The following is a 15,862-nucleotide window of genomic DNA, read 5'->3' as shown; positions in this document are numbered from 1 at the left end:
TTCAACGTTCTTTTCCATTTTCAGGATGACAGAGGTAATAACAAAAGTAACAACGGTTCCCGCGGTGACTCCTGCAATGGTCGCGAGGAAAGAACCTTTCGGCGTTAATGCCAGATAGGCGAATATAGATCCTGGGCTTGGCCCCGCAACTAACCCACCGTCCAGCAGGTGGAATACCCACGTCCCGGTCATTCCCCCGGCAATCATCGCGATCAGGGTCAGAGGCTTCATCAGCACATACGGGAAATACAGTTCATGAATACCACCGAGGAAGTGGATAATCATGGCGCCTGGCGCAGACTTTTTACTCATCCCTTTGCCAAAGATAGCAAAGCCGAGTAACAAACCTAATCCCGGCCCTGGGTTAGATGCCACCATGAAGAAAATTGATTTTCCCGTTTCAGAAGCTTGCTGCATCCCCAGCGGATAATACACCCCCTGATCGATGGCATTGTTCAGAAAGAGGATTTTTGCCGGCTCATTGATTACGGATAGCAACGGCAGATAGCCCGCATGAACCAACGCTTCAATACACTCCTTCACGAAATTATTGGCAATGAGAACCGCCGGGCCGATAACTTCAAACCCCAGCAAGCATAAGAGCATTCCCGCAATACCAAGAGAAAAATTATTGATAACCATCTCGAAGCCTGCAGGAATGCGTTTTTCCAGCAGACGGTCGATATGCTTAATCACCCAACCGCCAAGCGGCCCCATTACCATCGCGCCAAGGAACATCGGGATATCCGCGCCCACAATAACGCCAATAGAACCAATGCCCCCCATCACCGCACCGCGTTTCCCGCCAACCAGATGTCCCCCAGTGGAGCCAATCATGACGGGCAGTAAATAGGTAATCATCGGACCGACAATTTTGGCGAAATGCTCATTCGGCATCCAACCAGTAGGAATAAATAATGCGGTAATAAAACCCCAGGCAATAAATGCGCCGATGTTGGGAATGACCATTGCAGTCAAAAACCCACCAAAAGCCTGGACTTTGGCACGAGCAGACTTGTTTTCCATAATAATGTCCTGAAAGGAAACCGTTAATTATGCTTGAGCGATAATATCCGCCAATTGTTTTTCTGATTTAGCCGCTAACAAAGCGGTTAGTGCTTCCTCTTCACATAATAATTCGCTTAAGGCCTGAATAGCGCCAATGTGTGAATCAGCATTAGCCGCCGACAATCCGATTAATAATCTGATGCCTTCATCGTCTTCGGCAAATTTCACTTCCTGTTTGAGAAGCGTTAATGACATACCGGTTTTTAACGCGCCACACTCCGGTCGAGCGTGCGGCATGGCGACGCCTGGCGCTAAAATATAATAAGGACCATTGTTAATCGTTGAGTCTTTGATGGCCTGAATATAATTTGAATTGACATAATGATTGGCAAGTAAGGATGACATAGAAAAGTCAATTGCCTCCTGCCAGTTCTTTGCTGAATTTTTTATTGAGATAGATGATTCGGGAAAGTAATCAATCAGCCGCATACATTTTCCTTATTTTATTTTTAGGGTACGAGTTAGCGTTAAAAATAAAATACGCGCACGGCGAAATGAAATCAATCGAGGAGAAAACTACATACAGCGCAGAATGTTTTTTGGTGATGCCTTTAAAAACAATAGATTGAGAAAAGAAATATAAAAATCAACAGCAATAATGTGATTCAAGTTGCAAATATAAAACATCGCTAAATATCATATTTGTGATGCAAATCTACATTTTCGAGTTGCATGCGACCAAATAAATTTACTTACTTTAAAAAAACGGGCCGCATAAGCGACCCGTTTTCACCTGTAATCAAAATTACAGCAGTTCTTTTGCTTTCGCGACAACGTTGTCGACAGTGAAGCCAAACTCTTCAAACAGCAGCTCAGCCGGTGCAGACTCACCAAAGGTAGTCATACCAACGATAGCGCCGTTCAGGCCCACGTATTTGAACCAGTAGTCTGCGATACCCGCTTCCACTGCAACACGTGCGGAAACAGCTTTCGGCAGTACGGACTCGCGATAAGCGGCATCCTGTTTGTCGAACGCGTCGGTAGACGGCATGGAAACCACGCGCGCTTTAACGCCTTCAGCGGTCAGTTTGTCCCAGGCAGCCACAGCCAGCTCAACTTCAGAACCGGTAGCGATGAAGATCAGTTCCGGCTGACCGGCGCAATCTTTCAGCACGTAACCACCGCGCGCGATGTTCGCCAGCTGCTCTTCGGTACGTTCCTGCTGTGCCAGGTTCTGGCGGGAGAGGATCAGCGCGGTCGGACCGTCCTGACGCTCTACTCCGTATTTCCATGCAACGGCAGATTCAACCTGGTCACACGGACGCCAGGTGCTCATGTTCGGGGTCACGCGCAGCGAAGCTACCTGCTCTACCGGCTGGTGAGTCGGGCCATCTTCGCCCAGACCGATGGAGTCGTGGGTATAGACCATCACCTGACGCTGTTTCATCAGCGCAGCCATACGCACCGCGTTACGGGCATATTCCACAAACATCAGGAAGGTGGAGGTGTACGGCAGGAAGCCACCGTGCAGGGAGATACCGTTAGCGATAGCGGTCATACCGAATTCACGTACACCGTAATGGATGTAGTTACCGGCAGTATCTTCGTTGATAGCTTTAGAACCAGACCACAGAGTCAGGTTACTTGGTGCCAGGTCAGCGGAGCCGCCGAGGAATTCAGGCAGCAGAGGACCAAACGCTTCAATCGCGTTCTGAGACGCTTTACGGCTGGCGATTTTCGCCGGGTTAGCCTGCAGCTTAGCGATGAACTCGTTCGCTTTTGCGTCGAAGTCAGACGGCATTTCACCTTTCATACGACGGGTGAATTCAGCGGCTTCCTGCGGGAAGGCTTTCGCATAAGCAGCGAACTTCTCGTTCCATGCAGCTTCTTTTGCCTGGCCTGCTTCTTTCGCATCCCACTGCGCGTAGATTTCAGACGGAATTTCAAACGGCGCGTATTTCCAGCCCAGCTGTTCGCGGGTCAGTGCGATTTCTGCATCACCCAGCGGCGCACCGTGAGAGTCGTGGGTACCAGCTTTATTCGGGGAACCGAAACCGATGATGGTTTTGCACATCAGCAGGGACGGTTTGTCGGTCACAGCGCGAGCTTCTTCAACTGCGCGCTTAATCGCGTCAGCATCGTGACCATCAACGCCACGAACCACGTGCCAGCCGTAAGCTTCGAAACGCTTAGCGGTGTCATCGGTGAACCAGCCTTCAACGTGGCCATCGATAGAGATGCCGTTGTCATCGTAGAACGCTACCAGTTTACCCAGCTTCAGCGTACCGGCCAGGGAACATACCTCGTGAGAGATACCTTCCATCATGCAGCCGTCGCCCATGAAAGCATAGGTGAAGTGGTCAACGATGTCGTGACCAGGACGGTTAAACTGCGCCGCCAGCGTTTTTTCGGCGATAGCCATACCCACAGCATTCGCAATGCCCTGACCCAGAGGACCGGTAGTGGTTTCAACACCCGCGGTGTAACCCACTTCCGGGTGACCCGGCGTTTTGGAATGCAGCTGACGGAAGTTCTGCAGCTCGGACATCGGCAGATCGTAGCCGGTGAGGTGCAGCAGGCTGTAAATCAGCATGGAGCCGTGGCCGTTGGACAGCACGAAGCGGTCACGGTCAGCCCAGGACGGGTTAGTCGGGTTGTGGTTCAGGAAATCACGCCACAGGACTTCGGCAATGTCAGCCATACCCATCGGGGCACCCGGGTGACCGGATTTGGCTTTCTGTACTGCGTCCATGCTCAGCGCACGAATAGCATTGGCAAGCTCTTTACGTGAGGACATTTTGACTCCAGATCGGATAATGAAGGCTGAGCCCTTAACGACTTGACGACAGCGCGTTTTGGGCTACGCCGGAAAAAAGTGCCAACAATGTAACCCAAGCCGCGTGTCATGTACATGGAGCATCCTTTTACCGCTTCAGAAATCTCTGGATCATGCGCGCAAGTTGCGCAATCTTCTCGCCCGCTGAATGTTCTTTTCTTTATACTTAGGCCGAGCGTTGGTTTACCTGCAAACGACGCATTTTTTAGAATAATCCTGACTTTGTGCGGAAGAGAAAAAATGAAAATTCGCGCTTTACTGCTTGCTACGAGCATGGCGGCGGCATTGACCGGCTGCCAGAACATGGACTCAAACGGACTGCTTTCTTCTGGTGCAGAGGCTTTTCAGGCCTATAGTCTGAGCGATACTCAGGTAAAAGCGCTGAGCGATCAGGCCTGTAAAGATATGGACAGCAAGGCTACTATCGCCCCTGCCAGCAGCGAGTACGCAACGCGTCTTGGCAAAATCGCCGCCGCGCTTGGCGACAACATTAACGGCCAGCCGGTGAACTACAAAGTCTATATGGCGAAAGATGTGAATGCCTTTGCCATGGCGAACGGTTGTATCCGCGTGTACAGCGGCCTGATGGATATGATGACCGATAACGAAGTCGAAGCGGTGATCGGCCACGAAATGGGCCACGTCGCGCTGGGTCATGTGAAAAAAGGCATGCAGGTCGCGCTGGGCACTAACGCAGTACGTGCAGCAGCGGCTTCCGCTGGCGGCATTGTCGGCAGCCTGTCGCAGTCGCAATTGGGCGATCTTGGCGAGAAACTGGTGAACTCGCAGTTCTCCCAGCGTCAGGAATCCGAAGCGGATGATTACTCGTATGATTTGTTGCGCAAACGTGGGATCAATCCGGCAGGACTGGCCACCAGCTTTGAGAAACTGGCTAAACTGGAAGCAGGACGCCAAAGCTCAATGTTTGACGATCACCCGGCATCTGCAGAACGTGCGCAACACATTCGCGATCGCATGAGCGCAGACGGGATAAAATAATCCTCGAACAGTGCCGGATGGTGGCGTGAACGCCTTATCCGGCCTACAAATTCAGCAATAATGTAGGCCGGACTAGCGTCAGCGACATCCGGCAAAATAGTCCGAAACCCGTTATTCGCCTTTCTTCGCCGCCTGGATATACAGCATTTCCAGTGCCAGCGTAGCCGCCGCCAGCGCGGTGATCTCTGACTGATCGTAGGCCGGAGCCACTTCCACCACATCCATCCCGACGATATTCAGATCTTTCAGACCACGTACCAGCTTGATCGCGCGATCGGAAGTCAGACCGCCGATCACGGGCGTACCGGTTCCTGGAGCAAACGCCGGATCGAGGCAGTCGATATCAAAGGTCAGATACACCGGCATATCACCAACAATCTGCTTAACCTGGGCGATGACGTCATCTACGCCGCGATCGTTCACCTGGCAAGCATCCAGCACGGTAAAGCCGTTATCTTTGTCGAACTCGGTACGAATACCGATCTGCACAGAGTGATTCGGATCGATCAGACCTTCGTTCGGCGCAGTGTAGAACATGGTACCGTGGTCGAATTCACAGCCGTTAGCGTAGGTGTCGGTGTGGGCATCAAAGTGCACCAGCGCCATTTTACCAAAGTGTTTAGCGTGCGCGCGCAGGAGCGGCAGCGTGACGAAGTGGTCACCGCCGAAAGAGAGCATGCGCTTACCGGCAGAAAGCAACTTCTCAGCATGCGCCTGCAGTTTTTCACTCATTTCACGGGCATCACCGAACGCATAAACCAGATCGCCGCAGTCCACCACGTTCAGACGCTCGCGCATATCGAAGTTCCACGGGAAGCGATTGTGTTCCCACGCCAGGTTAGTGGAAACCTGACGGATCGCAGCCGGACCATGACGACCGCCCGCGCGGCCAGACGTTGCCATATCAAACGGTACGCCGGTGATCACCCAATCGGCGTCGCTGTCGTACGGCATGAAGCTCATCGGCAGACGCAAAAAACCAAAGGCGTTAGAAACCAGGGAGTTGTCGTATTGATGACCTAAGGTGCTCATGGCAAAAACCTCATATTCGTCGGTATAAAAAAACCCTTCCGCGTCGTTAGGCCCGACGAGGAAGGGTTAGATTTTTTAAAACAGATTTTGTGTAATTATCGCCTTAAAACTTCCCCGCTTCAAGCAGCGCTTTTATTGACGACATGGCGGCGGGGCATAGCCATTACTGTCCGCCGGGAATGCCTGCGCAGAGCAAGGCGAGAGCGTTTTAACGACCAGGCCCTGCAAAGCAAATGCGGCGAAACCAATCACTCCGATGTTGCGCCTGTCACCCTGCGCAGAGTTAGCGGCGTAGGAGTCAGAAACATCAGAAAACCGAAATTCGGCTTCAGTATACTTATCTTTTCTGAACCCTTTGATTGCCAGCGAATCTCCCGCATTAACAATATAACCGCTGTTATTCAGCGAACCAGGTTTGCCGTTAAGTACATCAAGCCCATCTACAGTCGCGACGATTTCATAGTTCGTATCTCGACTGTGATTGCGCACATACAATTGATAATTTGTCCCCACCCTGGCTGGAAGACTATATTGCCATTGCCCAACAGAGGAGTTGTAAAGACGGGTAATAGGGATAGAATTAAAATTAGCATCGCGAACAGCATATTCCAAATCACTAATGCGTATGCTGTATACTCTATCGTAACCCGTCGAATACTTTGCAGAATAATTTATTAATATGACTTCGGCAGGGTCGCGCTCCGCACGTTCTACAGATACGCCCGTTACCGTTGAGTGCACGTCGCCGCCCCAGGCCGTTCCCACGCCTGGCGAAGGTGCACTGCTATAATATGCGGGCACGGAACAGCCACCAGCAAGTAAAAAAATTACGGCAAAAAACACGTTCCACTTAAATCCCTTCATCTCGATTCCTTTTCTGTTTCCGAGTTATTACATCGGCAACAGTAGAGTTCTAAAAAGATAAAAGAAAGAGTTGCCACCATATTTCAGATTTCATTAATAAAAAAAGAGCCGGTTTATATAAATAAGCCGGCTCTCAAGCAGATATATCTTAATTACTCGTCTTCGAGATAGGTATATCCGTACAGACCTGCCTCAAACTCTTCGAGGAACTGCTGCTGCAACTCGGTATCCAGATCGGTGTTTTTCACTTGATCACGGAACTGCGTTAGCAGGGTGTTCGGATCCAACTGCACATACTGCAGCATATCCGCCACGGTATCCCCTTCGTCAGACAGCTCAACTTCCACGCTGCCGTCAGGGAAGACGAACACGTCAACCGCTTCAGTATCACCGAACAGGTTGTGCATGTTGCCAAGGATCTCCTGGTACGCACCCACCATAAAGAAGCCCAGCATCGGCGGGTTCTCCGGGTCGTATTCCGGCATCGGCATGGTGGTCGCAATGCCGTCACCATCAACATAGTGGTCGATAGCGCCATCAGAGTCACAGGTGATATCCAGCAGCACCGCACGGCGCTCAGGAGCCTTGTTCAGCCCTTCCAACGGCATCACCGGGAACAGCTGATCGATCCCCCACGCATCCGGCATCGACTGGAACAGCGAGAAGTTGACGTAAATCTTATCCGCCATACGCTCCTGCAACTCGTCGATAATCGGACGGTGCGCGCGGTTGCTCGGGTCGAGTTGTTTTTGCACATCGTGACACATGTTCAGATAGAGCTGTTCTGCCCACGCGCGTTCCTGCAGGCTAAAGGTGCCTGAAGAGTACCCAACGTGAATATCGTGCAGATCCATCTGGCTGTCGTGCAGCCATTCACGCAGCGAACGACGGGTTCCCGGCTCATGCATCTCTTGCCAGGTTTCCCACATGCTTTGCAGGGCACGCGGCGCATCGTCAGCCGGAGGCGTTGCTTCGGTATGCTCGCTACGCTCAACGCCGATAATATTAGACACCAGCACGGTATGATGCGCGGTAACAGCGCGACCGGATTCGGTAATTACCGTCGGGTGCGGCAGACCGTGCTCTTCACAGGCGTCGCCAATCGCCCAGATGATGTTGTTCGCGTATTCGTTCAGGCCGTAGTTTACGGAGCAGTCAGACTGCGAACGGGTACCTTCGTAGTCCACGCCCAGGCCACCGCCCACGTCGAAGCACTGGATATTTACGCCAAGCTTGTGCAGCTCAACGTAGAAACGCGCCGACTCACGTACGCCGGTGGCAATATCACGAATGTTCGCCATCTGTGAGCCGAGGTGGAAGTGCAGCAACTGAATACTGTCCAGACGACCGCGCTCGCGCAGCATTTCTACCAGTTGCAGCACCTGGTTTGCCGCCAGGCCGAATTTCGATTTCTCTCCGCCGGAGGACTGCCATTTGCCGGAGCCCTGCGACGCCAGACGCGCACGCACGCCCAGACGCGGAACAACATTCAGTCGTTCAGCTTCATCCAGCACGATAGCGATTTCAGACATCTTCTCGATGACCAGATAGATCTTATGGCCCATCTTTTCGCCAATTAGCGCCAGGCGGATGTATTCGCGGTCTTTATAGCCGTTACACACGATCACGCTGCGGGTCATTCCGGCATGAGCCAGAACGGCCATCAGTTCAGCTTTAGAACCGGCTTCCAGCCCCAGCGGTTCGCCGGAGTGGATCAGCGATTCAATCACGCGACGGTGCTGGTTAACCTTGATCGGGTAAACGAGGAAATAGTCACCGTTGTAGCCGTAAGACTCACGGGCGCGCTTAAACGCGGCGTTAATCGAACGCAGACGGTGTTGCAGGATCTGCGGGAAGCAGAACAATGCAGGCAAACGCTGGCCCTGCGCTTCACGGGCTTTCACCAACTCAGCAAGGTCAACGCGCGCTTCTGGTACGTCGGGATCCGGGCACACGCTGATGTGGCCCAGTTCATTGACGTCATAGTAGTTATTACCCCACCAGGCAATATTGTAAGTACGCAGCATCTTGCTGGCTTCCTGGGAACTCATTGCAACCTCCTGCATGGAGCGTAGTACACCGTGTTCGCCTGCTGACGAAGGCGAACCCAAAGAAATGTCGTCAGACATAGCGAACCTCAAATTTTATTAACAAGTGTAAAACAGTTGACTACTATCGCAATCCGAAGACGCGATAACAACCCAAATACAGGCAGAATTTCCAGCAGATAGTGCTGACGCTCCGACTGTGCGACCGGTTTCTTTTTCATATCAATGTAAACACGTAACCGAACTTAATGCTGACGGTTCGGCGAAACCACGAGAAAACTCTTGTTTACCAAGAGCGCCCTTGTTCAGTTCTTAGTGACCGTTGCCGGCCCTGGAGTCCTGAGAAGCGCCGAGATGGGTATAACATCGGCAGGTATGCAAGATGCAGATTGCGGGGGACATATGTACACCAGAACGGTGCGACAGATTCAGCAGAATACAACGGTTCATTATCTCGTATCACCTCCACGGTTGCTCCTGACGGAACGAACCCACAAGCCAAAGCTAAAGTTTTAACCCGGCTGGAAGTGGCAACACGATGAAAACGTCGTGTGCTTTTTTGTCTATCCTCAATAAATCGAGTTGCGGGAAGGCGGCAACGCAGTGATTCCCCGGGCGCTTACAGGAGTAAGTGACTGGGGCGAGTATTGCCAACGCACATGCAACTTGAAGTATGACGGATATGAGCCGCGCGCCGCGTTTTATACCGACAACAGTACGAAAAAGCAAAAGATAAATACGCGCATTGCCAGCACCGTCAGGAAAAATTTCCAGTTACATTTTCAGTACAATGCGAGCTCAATCAAAAAAAGCTGGAAATCAGGCGCAGAACCGCCTTAAAATAGCCGTCCAGATGTTAATCCATCTATACCGATTAACACTCAGACTGCCAGTGTCCGTCATCTGCAGACTCATGGTAGAATCTTCTACACATGGCTATTCCACTCGACAGTTTGAGCTAACTACATTCTCCTTAGGTGAAATTAAATATGGCAAAACACCTTTTTACGTCCGAGTCCGTATCAGAAGGGCATCCTGACAAAATCGCTGACCAAATCTCTGATGCCGTGCTGGATGCAATCCTGGAGCAGGATCCGAAAGCACGCGTTGCCTGCGAAACCTACGTCAAAACCGGCATGGTTTTAGTTGGCGGTGAGATCACCACCAGCGCATGGGTTGATATCGAAGAGATCACCCGTAACACGGTTCGCGAAATTGGCTATGTGCATTCCGACATGGGCTTTGATGCCAACTCTTGTGCGGTACTGAGCGCGATTGGTAAACAGTCTCCGGACATCAACCAGGGTGTTGACCGTGCGGATCCGCTGGAACAGGGTGCAGGCGACCAGGGTCTGATGTTTGGTTATGCAACCAACGAAACCGACGTGCTAATGCCAGCCCCGATTACCTATGCTCACCGTCTGGTGCAGCGTCAGGCTGAAGTGCGTAAAAACGGCACCTTATCCTGGCTGCGCCCGGATGCAAAAAGCCAGGTAACCTTCCAGTATGACGACGGTAAAATCGTCGGGATCGATGCGGTTGTTCTGTCGACTCAGCACTCTGAAGATATCGATCAGAAATCGCTGCAAGAAGCCGTTATGGAAGAGATCATCAAACCGGTACTGCCGACTGAATGGCTGACAGCTTCAACCAAGTTCTTCATCAACCCAACTGGTCGTTTCGTTATCGGCGGTCCAATGGGTGACTGCGGTCTGACGGGTCGTAAAATCATCGTTGATACCTACGGCGGCATGGCCCGTCACGGCGGCGGCGCATTCTCTGGTAAGGATCCGTCTAAAGTTGACCGTTCCGCAGCTTATGCAGCCCGCTACGTAGCGAAAAACATCGTTGCCGCTGGCCTGGCTGACCGTTGTGAGATTCAGGTTTCCTACGCAATCGGCGTGGCTGAACCGACCTCTATCATGGTGGAAACGTTCGGTACTGAAAAAGTGCCTTCAGAGCAGCTGACCCTGCTGGTGCGTGAGTTCTTCGACCTGCGCCCGTATGGCCTGATTCAGATGCTGGATCTGCTGCACCCGATTTACAAAGAAACCGCTGCTTACGGTCACTTTGGTCGCGAACATTTCCCATGGGAAAAAACCGACAAAGCCGCCCTGCTGCGTGAAGCTGCCGGTCTGAAGTAATACCCCTACGGCTCAACGCTTATGAAGACCAGCCTCGTGCTGGTCTTTTTTTATGTCATTTGCTCTCCCATCCCCCATCGCTATAACCACGCTAATTTCATTTGCCTCAATAACAAATGAAAGCGATTACATAGCACGGTATTTCTATCTACCTTGAATTCACATCTCTTAGTTACCAGCATTGCATCACTGTTACATCATATTTCAGCATTGTCTTAAAATCAGCCAATCACCTTTATTCTATAATAATAAATAATGTTAACTTTCAACCCATTAAACAATAATCCACATGAATGCCAGTGTAACCGATTACACTAATGTGATGTGATTCGCATTTTTTTACCCCGTACTCACCTACCCTTAACATCAACAAAACTAGCTACCCAACGGAGGGCATCATGCCTGACAATAAAAAAACGGGGCATTCCAACAAAGCCATGACATTTTTTGTCTGCTTCCTGGCAGCCCTGGCTGGATTACTTTTTGGCCTGGATATCGGTGTTATTGCCGGTGCTTTACCATTCATCACCGACGAGTTCCAAATTACCCCACACACTCAGGAATGGGTGGTGAGTTCCATGATGTTTGGTGCGGCAGTGGGCGCCGTCGGCAGCGGTTGGCTCTCCTTCAAGCTGGGGCGTAAAAAAAGCCTGATGATCGGCGCAATCCTGTTTGTTGCCGGTTCGCTGTTCTCCGCCGCAGCGCCAAACGTTGAAGTGCTGCTGGTTTCCCGCGTGCTGCTCGGCCTGGCAGTCGGCGTTGCGTCTTATACCGCACCGTTGTACTTGTCCGAAATCGCCCCGGAAAAAATTCGCGGCAGCATGATTTCTATGTATCAGTTAATGATCACCATCGGTATTTTAGGTGCGTATCTTTCCGATACGGCGTTTAGCTACAGCGGCGCATGGCGCTGGATGCTGGGCGTGATCATCATCCCTGCCCTGTTACTGCTGGTTGGCGTCATCTTCCTGCCGGACAGCCCGCGTTGGTTTGCGGCTAAACGTCGTTTTGTCGATGCCGAACGCGTTCTGTTGCGTCTGCGTGACACCAGCGCTGAAGCCAAACGCGAGCTGGATGAAATTCGTGAAAGCCTGCAAGTGAAGCAGAGCGGCTGGGCGCTGTTTAAAGAAAACAGCAACTTCCGCCGCGCAGTTTTCCTTGGCGTCCTGTTACAGGTGATGCAGCAGTTCACCGGGATGAACGTCATTATGTATTACGCACCAAAAATCTTTGAGCTGGCGGGTTACACCAACACCACCGAACAGATGTGGGGGACCGTTATTGTCGGTCTGACCAACGTGCTGGCAACCTTTATCGCCATTGGCCTGGTTGACCGCTGGGGCCGTAAACCTACGCTGATCCTCGGCTTTATCGTCATGGCCGTCGGTATGGGCGTGCTGGGTACCATGATGCACGTGGGTATTCACTCGCCAGCCGCACAATACTTCGCAGTGCTGATGCTGCTAATGTTTATCGTTGGCTTTGCGATGAGCGCCGGTCCGCTGATTTGGGTACTGTGCTCTGAAATCCAGCCGCTGAAAGGCCGCGATTTCGGCATCACCTGCTCTACCGCAACTAACTGGATTGCCAACATGATTGTCGGCGCAACCTTCCTGACGATGCTGAACTCGCTGGGCAGCGCCAACACCTTCTGGGTCTACGGTGGCCTGAACGTACTGTTCATCTTCCTGACCCTGTGGCTGATCCCTGAAACTAAAAACGTCTCTCTGGAACACATTGAACGTAACCTGATGAAAGGTCGTAAACTGCGCGAAATTGGCGCACACGACTAATCTCGTTAGGCTTCCTCCCCCGTGGGAGGGAGCCTTCCTCTTGCAGTCCCTTCCCTGTCGCACTATCCTCTGGCGTTATGAAAACCTCCCGTCTCCCGATCGCCATCCAGCAAGCCGTTATGCGCAGCCTGCGGGAAAAACTCGCTCAGGCCAATCTCAAGCTCGAACGCCAATACCCGGAACCAAAGCTGGTTTACCAACAGCGCGGAACCGCCGCGGGTACCGCGTGGCTACAAACCTACGAAATTCGTCTTAATCCAGTTTTGCTGATGGAGAATGTTGACGCGTTCGTTAACGAAGTGGTGCCCCATGAACTGGCGCATCTACTGGTGTGGAAACACTTTGGCCGCGTACCGCCGCACGGGAAAGAGTGGAAATGGATGATGGAGAGCGTGCTGGGCGTACCGGCCCGGCGCACGCATCAGTTTGAGCTGCAATCCGTGCAGCGTAAGACCTTTACATACCGCTGTAAGTGTCAGGAGCACCAACTGACCGTCCGCCGCCATAACCGCGTTGTACGCGGCGAAGCCACCTACCGCTGCGTTCACTGCGGTCAACCGCTGGTTGCAGAATAATCTTCAGAATTATCAGGAACTTTTCTGATCTAACTGATTGCATACAGGAATGACTTTCGCTACGTTGCGGGCTCGTTTTGACACGGAGTTCGTGATGTACCGTAATCTTTCTTTTGCTGCGGCCTTGTTAGCCGCTGCGTTTTCAGGCTCGGTTTTAGCCGAAGGCATCAACAGTTTTTCTCAGGCAAAAGCAGCAGGCGTTAAAGTTAACGCCGATGCGCCAGGCGATTTCTATTGCGGATGTAAAATTAACTGGCAAGGAAAAAAAGGGGTCGTTGACCTCGAATCCTGCGGCTATAAAGTGCGAAAAAATGAAAACCGCGCCAGTCGAATTGAATGGGAACACGTGGTCCCCGCCTGGCAATTTGGTCATCAGCGCCAGTGCTGGCAGGACGGAGGGCGTAAAAACTGCGCTAAAGATCCGGTCTATCGCAAAATGGAAAGCGATATGCATAACCTGCAGCCCGCGGTGGGTGAGGTCAATGGCGATCGCGCAAACTTTATGTACAGCCAGTGGAACGGTGGCGAAGGCCAATATGGACAATGCACCATGAAGGTTGACTTCAAAGAGAAAGTTGCCGAGCCGCCAGCCCGCGCCCGTGGCGCCATCGCGCGTACCTATTTTTACATGCGCGACCAATACAACCTGACGCTCTCCCGCCAGCAAACTCAGCTTTTTAATGCCTGGAATAAGCAGTATCCGGTCACCGATTGGGAGTGTGAGCGCGACGAACGCATTGCAAAGGTACAGGGGAACCATAACCCCTATGTGCAACGCGCTTGCCAGGCGCAAAAGAGCTAACCTACACTAGCAGCAATATTTTTTAACCATGCCCTGGCCTTTTGCAGCCCAGGGCCATGACGCGGATGTTTAACTATGCGCATTCCTCGCATTTATCACCCTGAGCCACTCACTTCCGGCAGCCAAATTTCACTGTGTGAAGACGCTGCCAACCATATCGGCCGCGTGCTGCGTATGGGGCCAGGCCAGGCGCTACAGCTGTTTGATGGCAGCAATCAGGTATTCAACGCCGAAATCACCCACGCCAGTAAGAAAAGCGTAGACGTGAAGGTGCTTAACGCTGAACTCGACGATCGAGAATCGCCGCTGCACATCCACCTGGGCCAGGTGATGTCGCGGGGTGAAAAAATGGAATTTACTATCCAAAAATCGATTGAACTGGGTGTAAGCCTCATTACGCCACTTTTTTCTGAGCGCTGCGGCGTTAAACTGGACAGCGAACGCCTGAACAAGAAGCTCCAGCAGTGGCAGAAAATCGCCATTGCCGCCTGCGAACAGTGCGGTCGTAATCGGGTGCCTGAAATTCGCCCGGCGATGGATCTGGAAGCGTGGTGCGCCGAACAGGATGAAGGTCTGAAACTGAACCTGCATCCCCGCGCCAGCGCCAGCATCAATACGCTGCCGCTCCCGGTGGAACGCATCCGCTTGCTGATTGGCCCCGAAGGTGGGCTGTCGGCAGATGAAATTGCCATGACCGCACGGTATCAGTTTACTGATATTCTGTTAGGACCTCGCGTTCTGCGTACTGAGACAACTGCGCTCACCGCCATCACCGCGCTACAGGTGCGTTTTGGCGATCTGGGCTAACGGAGAAGAACAATGATCAAGCTCGGCATCGTGATGGATCCCATCGCAAGCATCAACATCAAGAAAGATTCCAGCTTCGCTATGCTGCTGGAAGCGCAACGTCGCGGTTACGAAATTCATTATATGGAAATGGCCGATCTCTATCTGATCAACGGTGAAGCCCGCGCCCGTACGCGTACCCTGAGCGTAGAGCAGAACTACGACAAATGGTATGAGTTCAATAGCGAGCAGGATCTCCCGCTGGCAGATCTGGACGTCATTCTGATGCGTAAGGATCCGCCGTTTGATACCGAGTTCATCTACGCAACCTATATTCTGGAACGTGCAGAGGAGAAAGGGACGCTAATCGTCAACAAACCGCAGAGCCTGCGCGATTGTAACGAGAAGCTGTTCACCGCATGGTTTGCCGACCTGACGCCGGAAACGCTGGTCACGCGTAACAAAGCGCAGCTGAAAGCCTTCTGGCAAAAACACAGCGACATCATTCTCAAACCGCTGGACGGCATGGGCGGCGCATCTATTTTCCGCGTCAAGGAAGGCGATCCGAACCTTGGCGTTATTGCCGAAACACTGACCGAGCACGGTACCCGTTATTGCATGGCGCAGAACTATCTGCCGGCAATTAAAGACGGCGATAAACGCGTGCTGGTGGTCGATGGCGAACCCGTTCCGTACTGCCTGGCGCGTATTCCACAAGGCGGCGAAACCCGTGGCAACCTGGCAGCCGGCGGTCGTGGCGAGCCGCGTCCATTAACCGACAGCGACTGGGAAATTGCACGTCGCATTGGGCCAACGCTGAAAGCAAAAGGTTTGATTTTTGTCGGTCTGGATATCATTGGCGACCGTCTGACGGAAATTAACGTCACCAGCCCAACCTGTATTCGTGAAATTGAAGCGGAGTTCCCGGTTTCGATTACCGGTATGCTGATGGACGCCATCGAGGCACGTTTGCAG

15 protein-coding genes are annotated in these 15,862 nt (G+C 52.2%); 7 read left to right on the top strand and 8 right to left on the bottom strand.

All coding sequences use genetic code 11. From position 1 onward, the window contains the following. The 3 genes from KQJ19_RS17410 to tkt all read right to left on the bottom strand — a co-directional run. Positions 1 to 1,026, bottom strand: a 1,026-nt coding sequence (locus KQJ19_RS17410) for a PTS mannitol transporter subunit IICB (protein WP_216403910.1), incomplete at its 3' end; no start/stop codon positions are given. A 27-nt stretch (positions 1,027 to 1,053) separates the two neighbouring features. Beyond that, positions 1,054 to 1,497 carry a PTS mannitol transporter subunit IIA gene (cmtB, locus tag KQJ19_RS17405; protein ID WP_047499293.1) on the bottom strand — a complete coding sequence of 148 codons (444 nt, stop codon included), beginning with the start codon at positions 1,495 to 1,497 and terminating at the stop codon, positions 1,054 to 1,056. Positions 1,498 to 1,813: 316 nt separating this feature from the next. Further along, positions 1,814 to 3,805 carry a transketolase gene (tkt, locus tag KQJ19_RS17400; RefSeq protein ID WP_016154386.1) on the bottom strand — a complete coding sequence of 664 codons (1,992 nt, stop codon included), beginning with the start codon at positions 3,803 to 3,805 and terminating at the stop codon, positions 1,814 to 1,816. Between the two features lie 279 nt (positions 3,806 to 4,084). Here tkt and KQJ19_RS17395 point away from each other — a divergent pair, with 279 nt between their 5' ends. Further along, positions 4,085 to 4,843 carry a M48 family metallopeptidase gene (locus tag KQJ19_RS17395; RefSeq protein ID WP_016154387.1) on the top strand — a complete coding sequence of 253 codons (759 nt, stop codon included), beginning with the start codon at positions 4,085 to 4,087 and terminating at the stop codon, positions 4,841 to 4,843. A 111-nt stretch (positions 4,844 to 4,954) separates the two neighbouring features. Here the strand turns inward: KQJ19_RS17395 and speB are convergent, their stop codons facing one another. The 5 genes from speB to KQJ19_RS24215 all read right to left on the bottom strand — a co-directional run bounded on the left by speB (position 4,955) and on the right by KQJ19_RS24215 (position 9,237). Beyond that, complete coding sequence (speB, locus tag KQJ19_RS17390) at positions 4,955 to 5,875, bottom strand: agmatinase (RefSeq protein ID WP_216403909.1); 921 nt, start codon at positions 5,873 to 5,875, stop codon at positions 4,955 to 4,957. A gap of 132 nt (positions 5,876 to 6,007) precedes the next feature. Beyond that, complete coding sequence (locus KQJ19_RS17385) at positions 6,008 to 6,739, bottom strand: hypothetical protein (protein WP_047499291.1); 732 nt, start codon at positions 6,737 to 6,739, stop codon at positions 6,008 to 6,010. A gap of 152 nt (positions 6,740 to 6,891) precedes the next feature. Further along, positions 6,892 to 8,868 (bottom strand): biosynthetic arginine decarboxylase, encoded by a 1,977-nt coding sequence (gene speA / locus KQJ19_RS17380; protein WP_016154389.1) that lies wholly within the window; start codon positions 8,866 to 8,868, stop codon positions 6,892 to 6,894. Between the two features lie 8 nt (positions 8,869 to 8,876). Beyond that, positions 8,877 to 9,008 carry an acid stress response protein YqgB gene (gene yqgB / locus KQJ19_RS17375; protein WP_049041971.1) on the bottom strand — a complete coding sequence of 44 codons (132 nt, stop codon included), beginning with the start codon at positions 9,006 to 9,008 and terminating at the stop codon, positions 8,877 to 8,879. A gap of 91 nt (positions 9,009 to 9,099) precedes the next feature. Then, positions 9,100 to 9,237: a hypothetical protein gene (locus tag KQJ19_RS24215; protein ID WP_269149342.1), complete on the bottom strand. Its 138-nt coding sequence runs from the start codon at positions 9,235 to 9,237 to the stop codon at positions 9,100 to 9,102. A gap of 539 nt (positions 9,238 to 9,776) precedes the next feature. On the opposite strand from KQJ19_RS24215, the gene metK reads away from it, so the two are divergent. The 6 genes from metK to gshB form a co-directional block, all read left to right on the top strand. Beyond that, complete coding sequence (gene metK, locus KQJ19_RS17365; protein ID WP_003027071.1) at positions 9,777 to 10,931, top strand: methionine adenosyltransferase; 1,155 nt, start codon at positions 9,777 to 9,779, stop codon at positions 10,929 to 10,931. Positions 10,932 to 11,329: 398 nt separating this feature from the next. Further along, positions 11,330 to 12,724, top strand: coding sequence for a galactose/proton symporter (gene galP / locus KQJ19_RS17360; protein ID WP_016154390.1), 1,395 nt, complete (start codon positions 11,330 to 11,332; stop codon positions 12,722 to 12,724). Between the two features lie 77 nt (positions 12,725 to 12,801). After that, the gene (locus KQJ19_RS17355; RefSeq protein WP_016154391.1) at positions 12,802 to 13,299 is read left to right on the top strand and encodes a SprT family zinc-dependent metalloprotease; all 498 of its coding nucleotides are present in this window, start codon (positions 12,802 to 12,804) and stop codon (positions 13,297 to 13,299) included. A 94-nt stretch (positions 13,300 to 13,393) separates the two neighbouring features. Then, a complete protein-coding gene (gene endA, locus KQJ19_RS17350; protein ID WP_016154392.1) occupies positions 13,394 to 14,101 on the top strand; it encodes a deoxyribonuclease I in 708 nt (235 codons plus the stop codon). A gap of 75 nt (positions 14,102 to 14,176) precedes the next feature. Further along, complete coding sequence (gene rsmE / locus KQJ19_RS17345) at positions 14,177 to 14,908, top strand: 16S rRNA (uracil(1498)-N(3))-methyltransferase (protein WP_141875632.1); 732 nt, start codon at positions 14,177 to 14,179, stop codon at positions 14,906 to 14,908. 12 nt (positions 14,909 to 14,920) lie between these two features. After that, positions 14,921 to 15,862 (top strand): glutathione synthase (gene gshB, locus KQJ19_RS17340; protein ID WP_216403908.1); only part of this gene is annotated, 942 nt, incomplete at its 3' end.

Origin of the sequence: Citrobacter sp. S46_ASV_140 (assembly GCF_018919545.1) — a bacterium.
Lineage (GTDB): Bacteria > Pseudomonadota > Gammaproteobacteria > Enterobacterales > Enterobacteriaceae > Citrobacter > Citrobacter braakii.
The sequence above is the reverse complement of the archived record's forward strand: the minus strand, read 5'-3'. Positions and strand labels throughout refer to the sequence as shown.

Coding starts and splice junctions, on each gene's coding strand:
- endA (WP_016154392.1), top strand. CDS start 13,394: ATGTACCGTAATCTTTCTTTTGCTGCGGCCTTGTTAGCCGCTGCGTTT.
- rsmE (WP_141875632.1), top strand. CDS start 14,177: ATGCGCATTCCTCGCATTTATCACCCTGAGCCACTCACTTCCGGCAGC.
- yqgB (WP_049041971.1), bottom strand. CDS start 9,008: ATGAAAAAGAAACCGGTCGCACAGTCGGAGCGTCAGCACTATCTGCTG.
- KQJ19_RS17395 (WP_016154387.1), top strand. CDS start 4,085: ATGAAAATTCGCGCTTTACTGCTTGCTACGAGCATGGCGGCGGCATTG.
- KQJ19_RS24215 (WP_269149342.1), bottom strand. CDS start 9,237: ATGAACCGTTGTATTCTGCTGAATCTGTCGCACCGTTCTGGTGTACAT.
- cmtB (WP_047499293.1), bottom strand. CDS start 1,497: ATGCGGCTGATTGATTACTTTCCCGAATCATCTATCTCAATAAAAAAT.
- KQJ19_RS17385 (WP_047499291.1), bottom strand. CDS start 6,739: ATGAAGGGATTTAAGTGGAACGTGTTTTTTGCCGTAATTTTTTTACTT.
- KQJ19_RS17355 (WP_016154391.1), top strand. CDS start 12,802: ATGAAAACCTCCCGTCTCCCGATCGCCATCCAGCAAGCCGTTATGCGC.
- speA (WP_016154389.1), bottom strand. CDS start 8,868: ATGTCTGACGACATTTCTTTGGGTTCGCCTTCGTCAGCAGGCGAACAC.
- galP (WP_016154390.1), top strand. CDS start 11,330: ATGCCTGACAATAAAAAAACGGGGCATTCCAACAAAGCCATGACATTT.
- speB (WP_216403909.1), bottom strand. CDS start 5,875: ATGAGCACCTTAGGTCATCAATACGACAACTCCCTGGTTTCTAACGCC.
- metK (WP_003027071.1), top strand. CDS start 9,777: ATGGCAAAACACCTTTTTACGTCCGAGTCCGTATCAGAAGGGCATCCT.
- tkt (WP_016154386.1), bottom strand. CDS start 3,805: ATGTCCTCACGTAAAGAGCTTGCCAATGCTATTCGTGCGCTGAGCATG.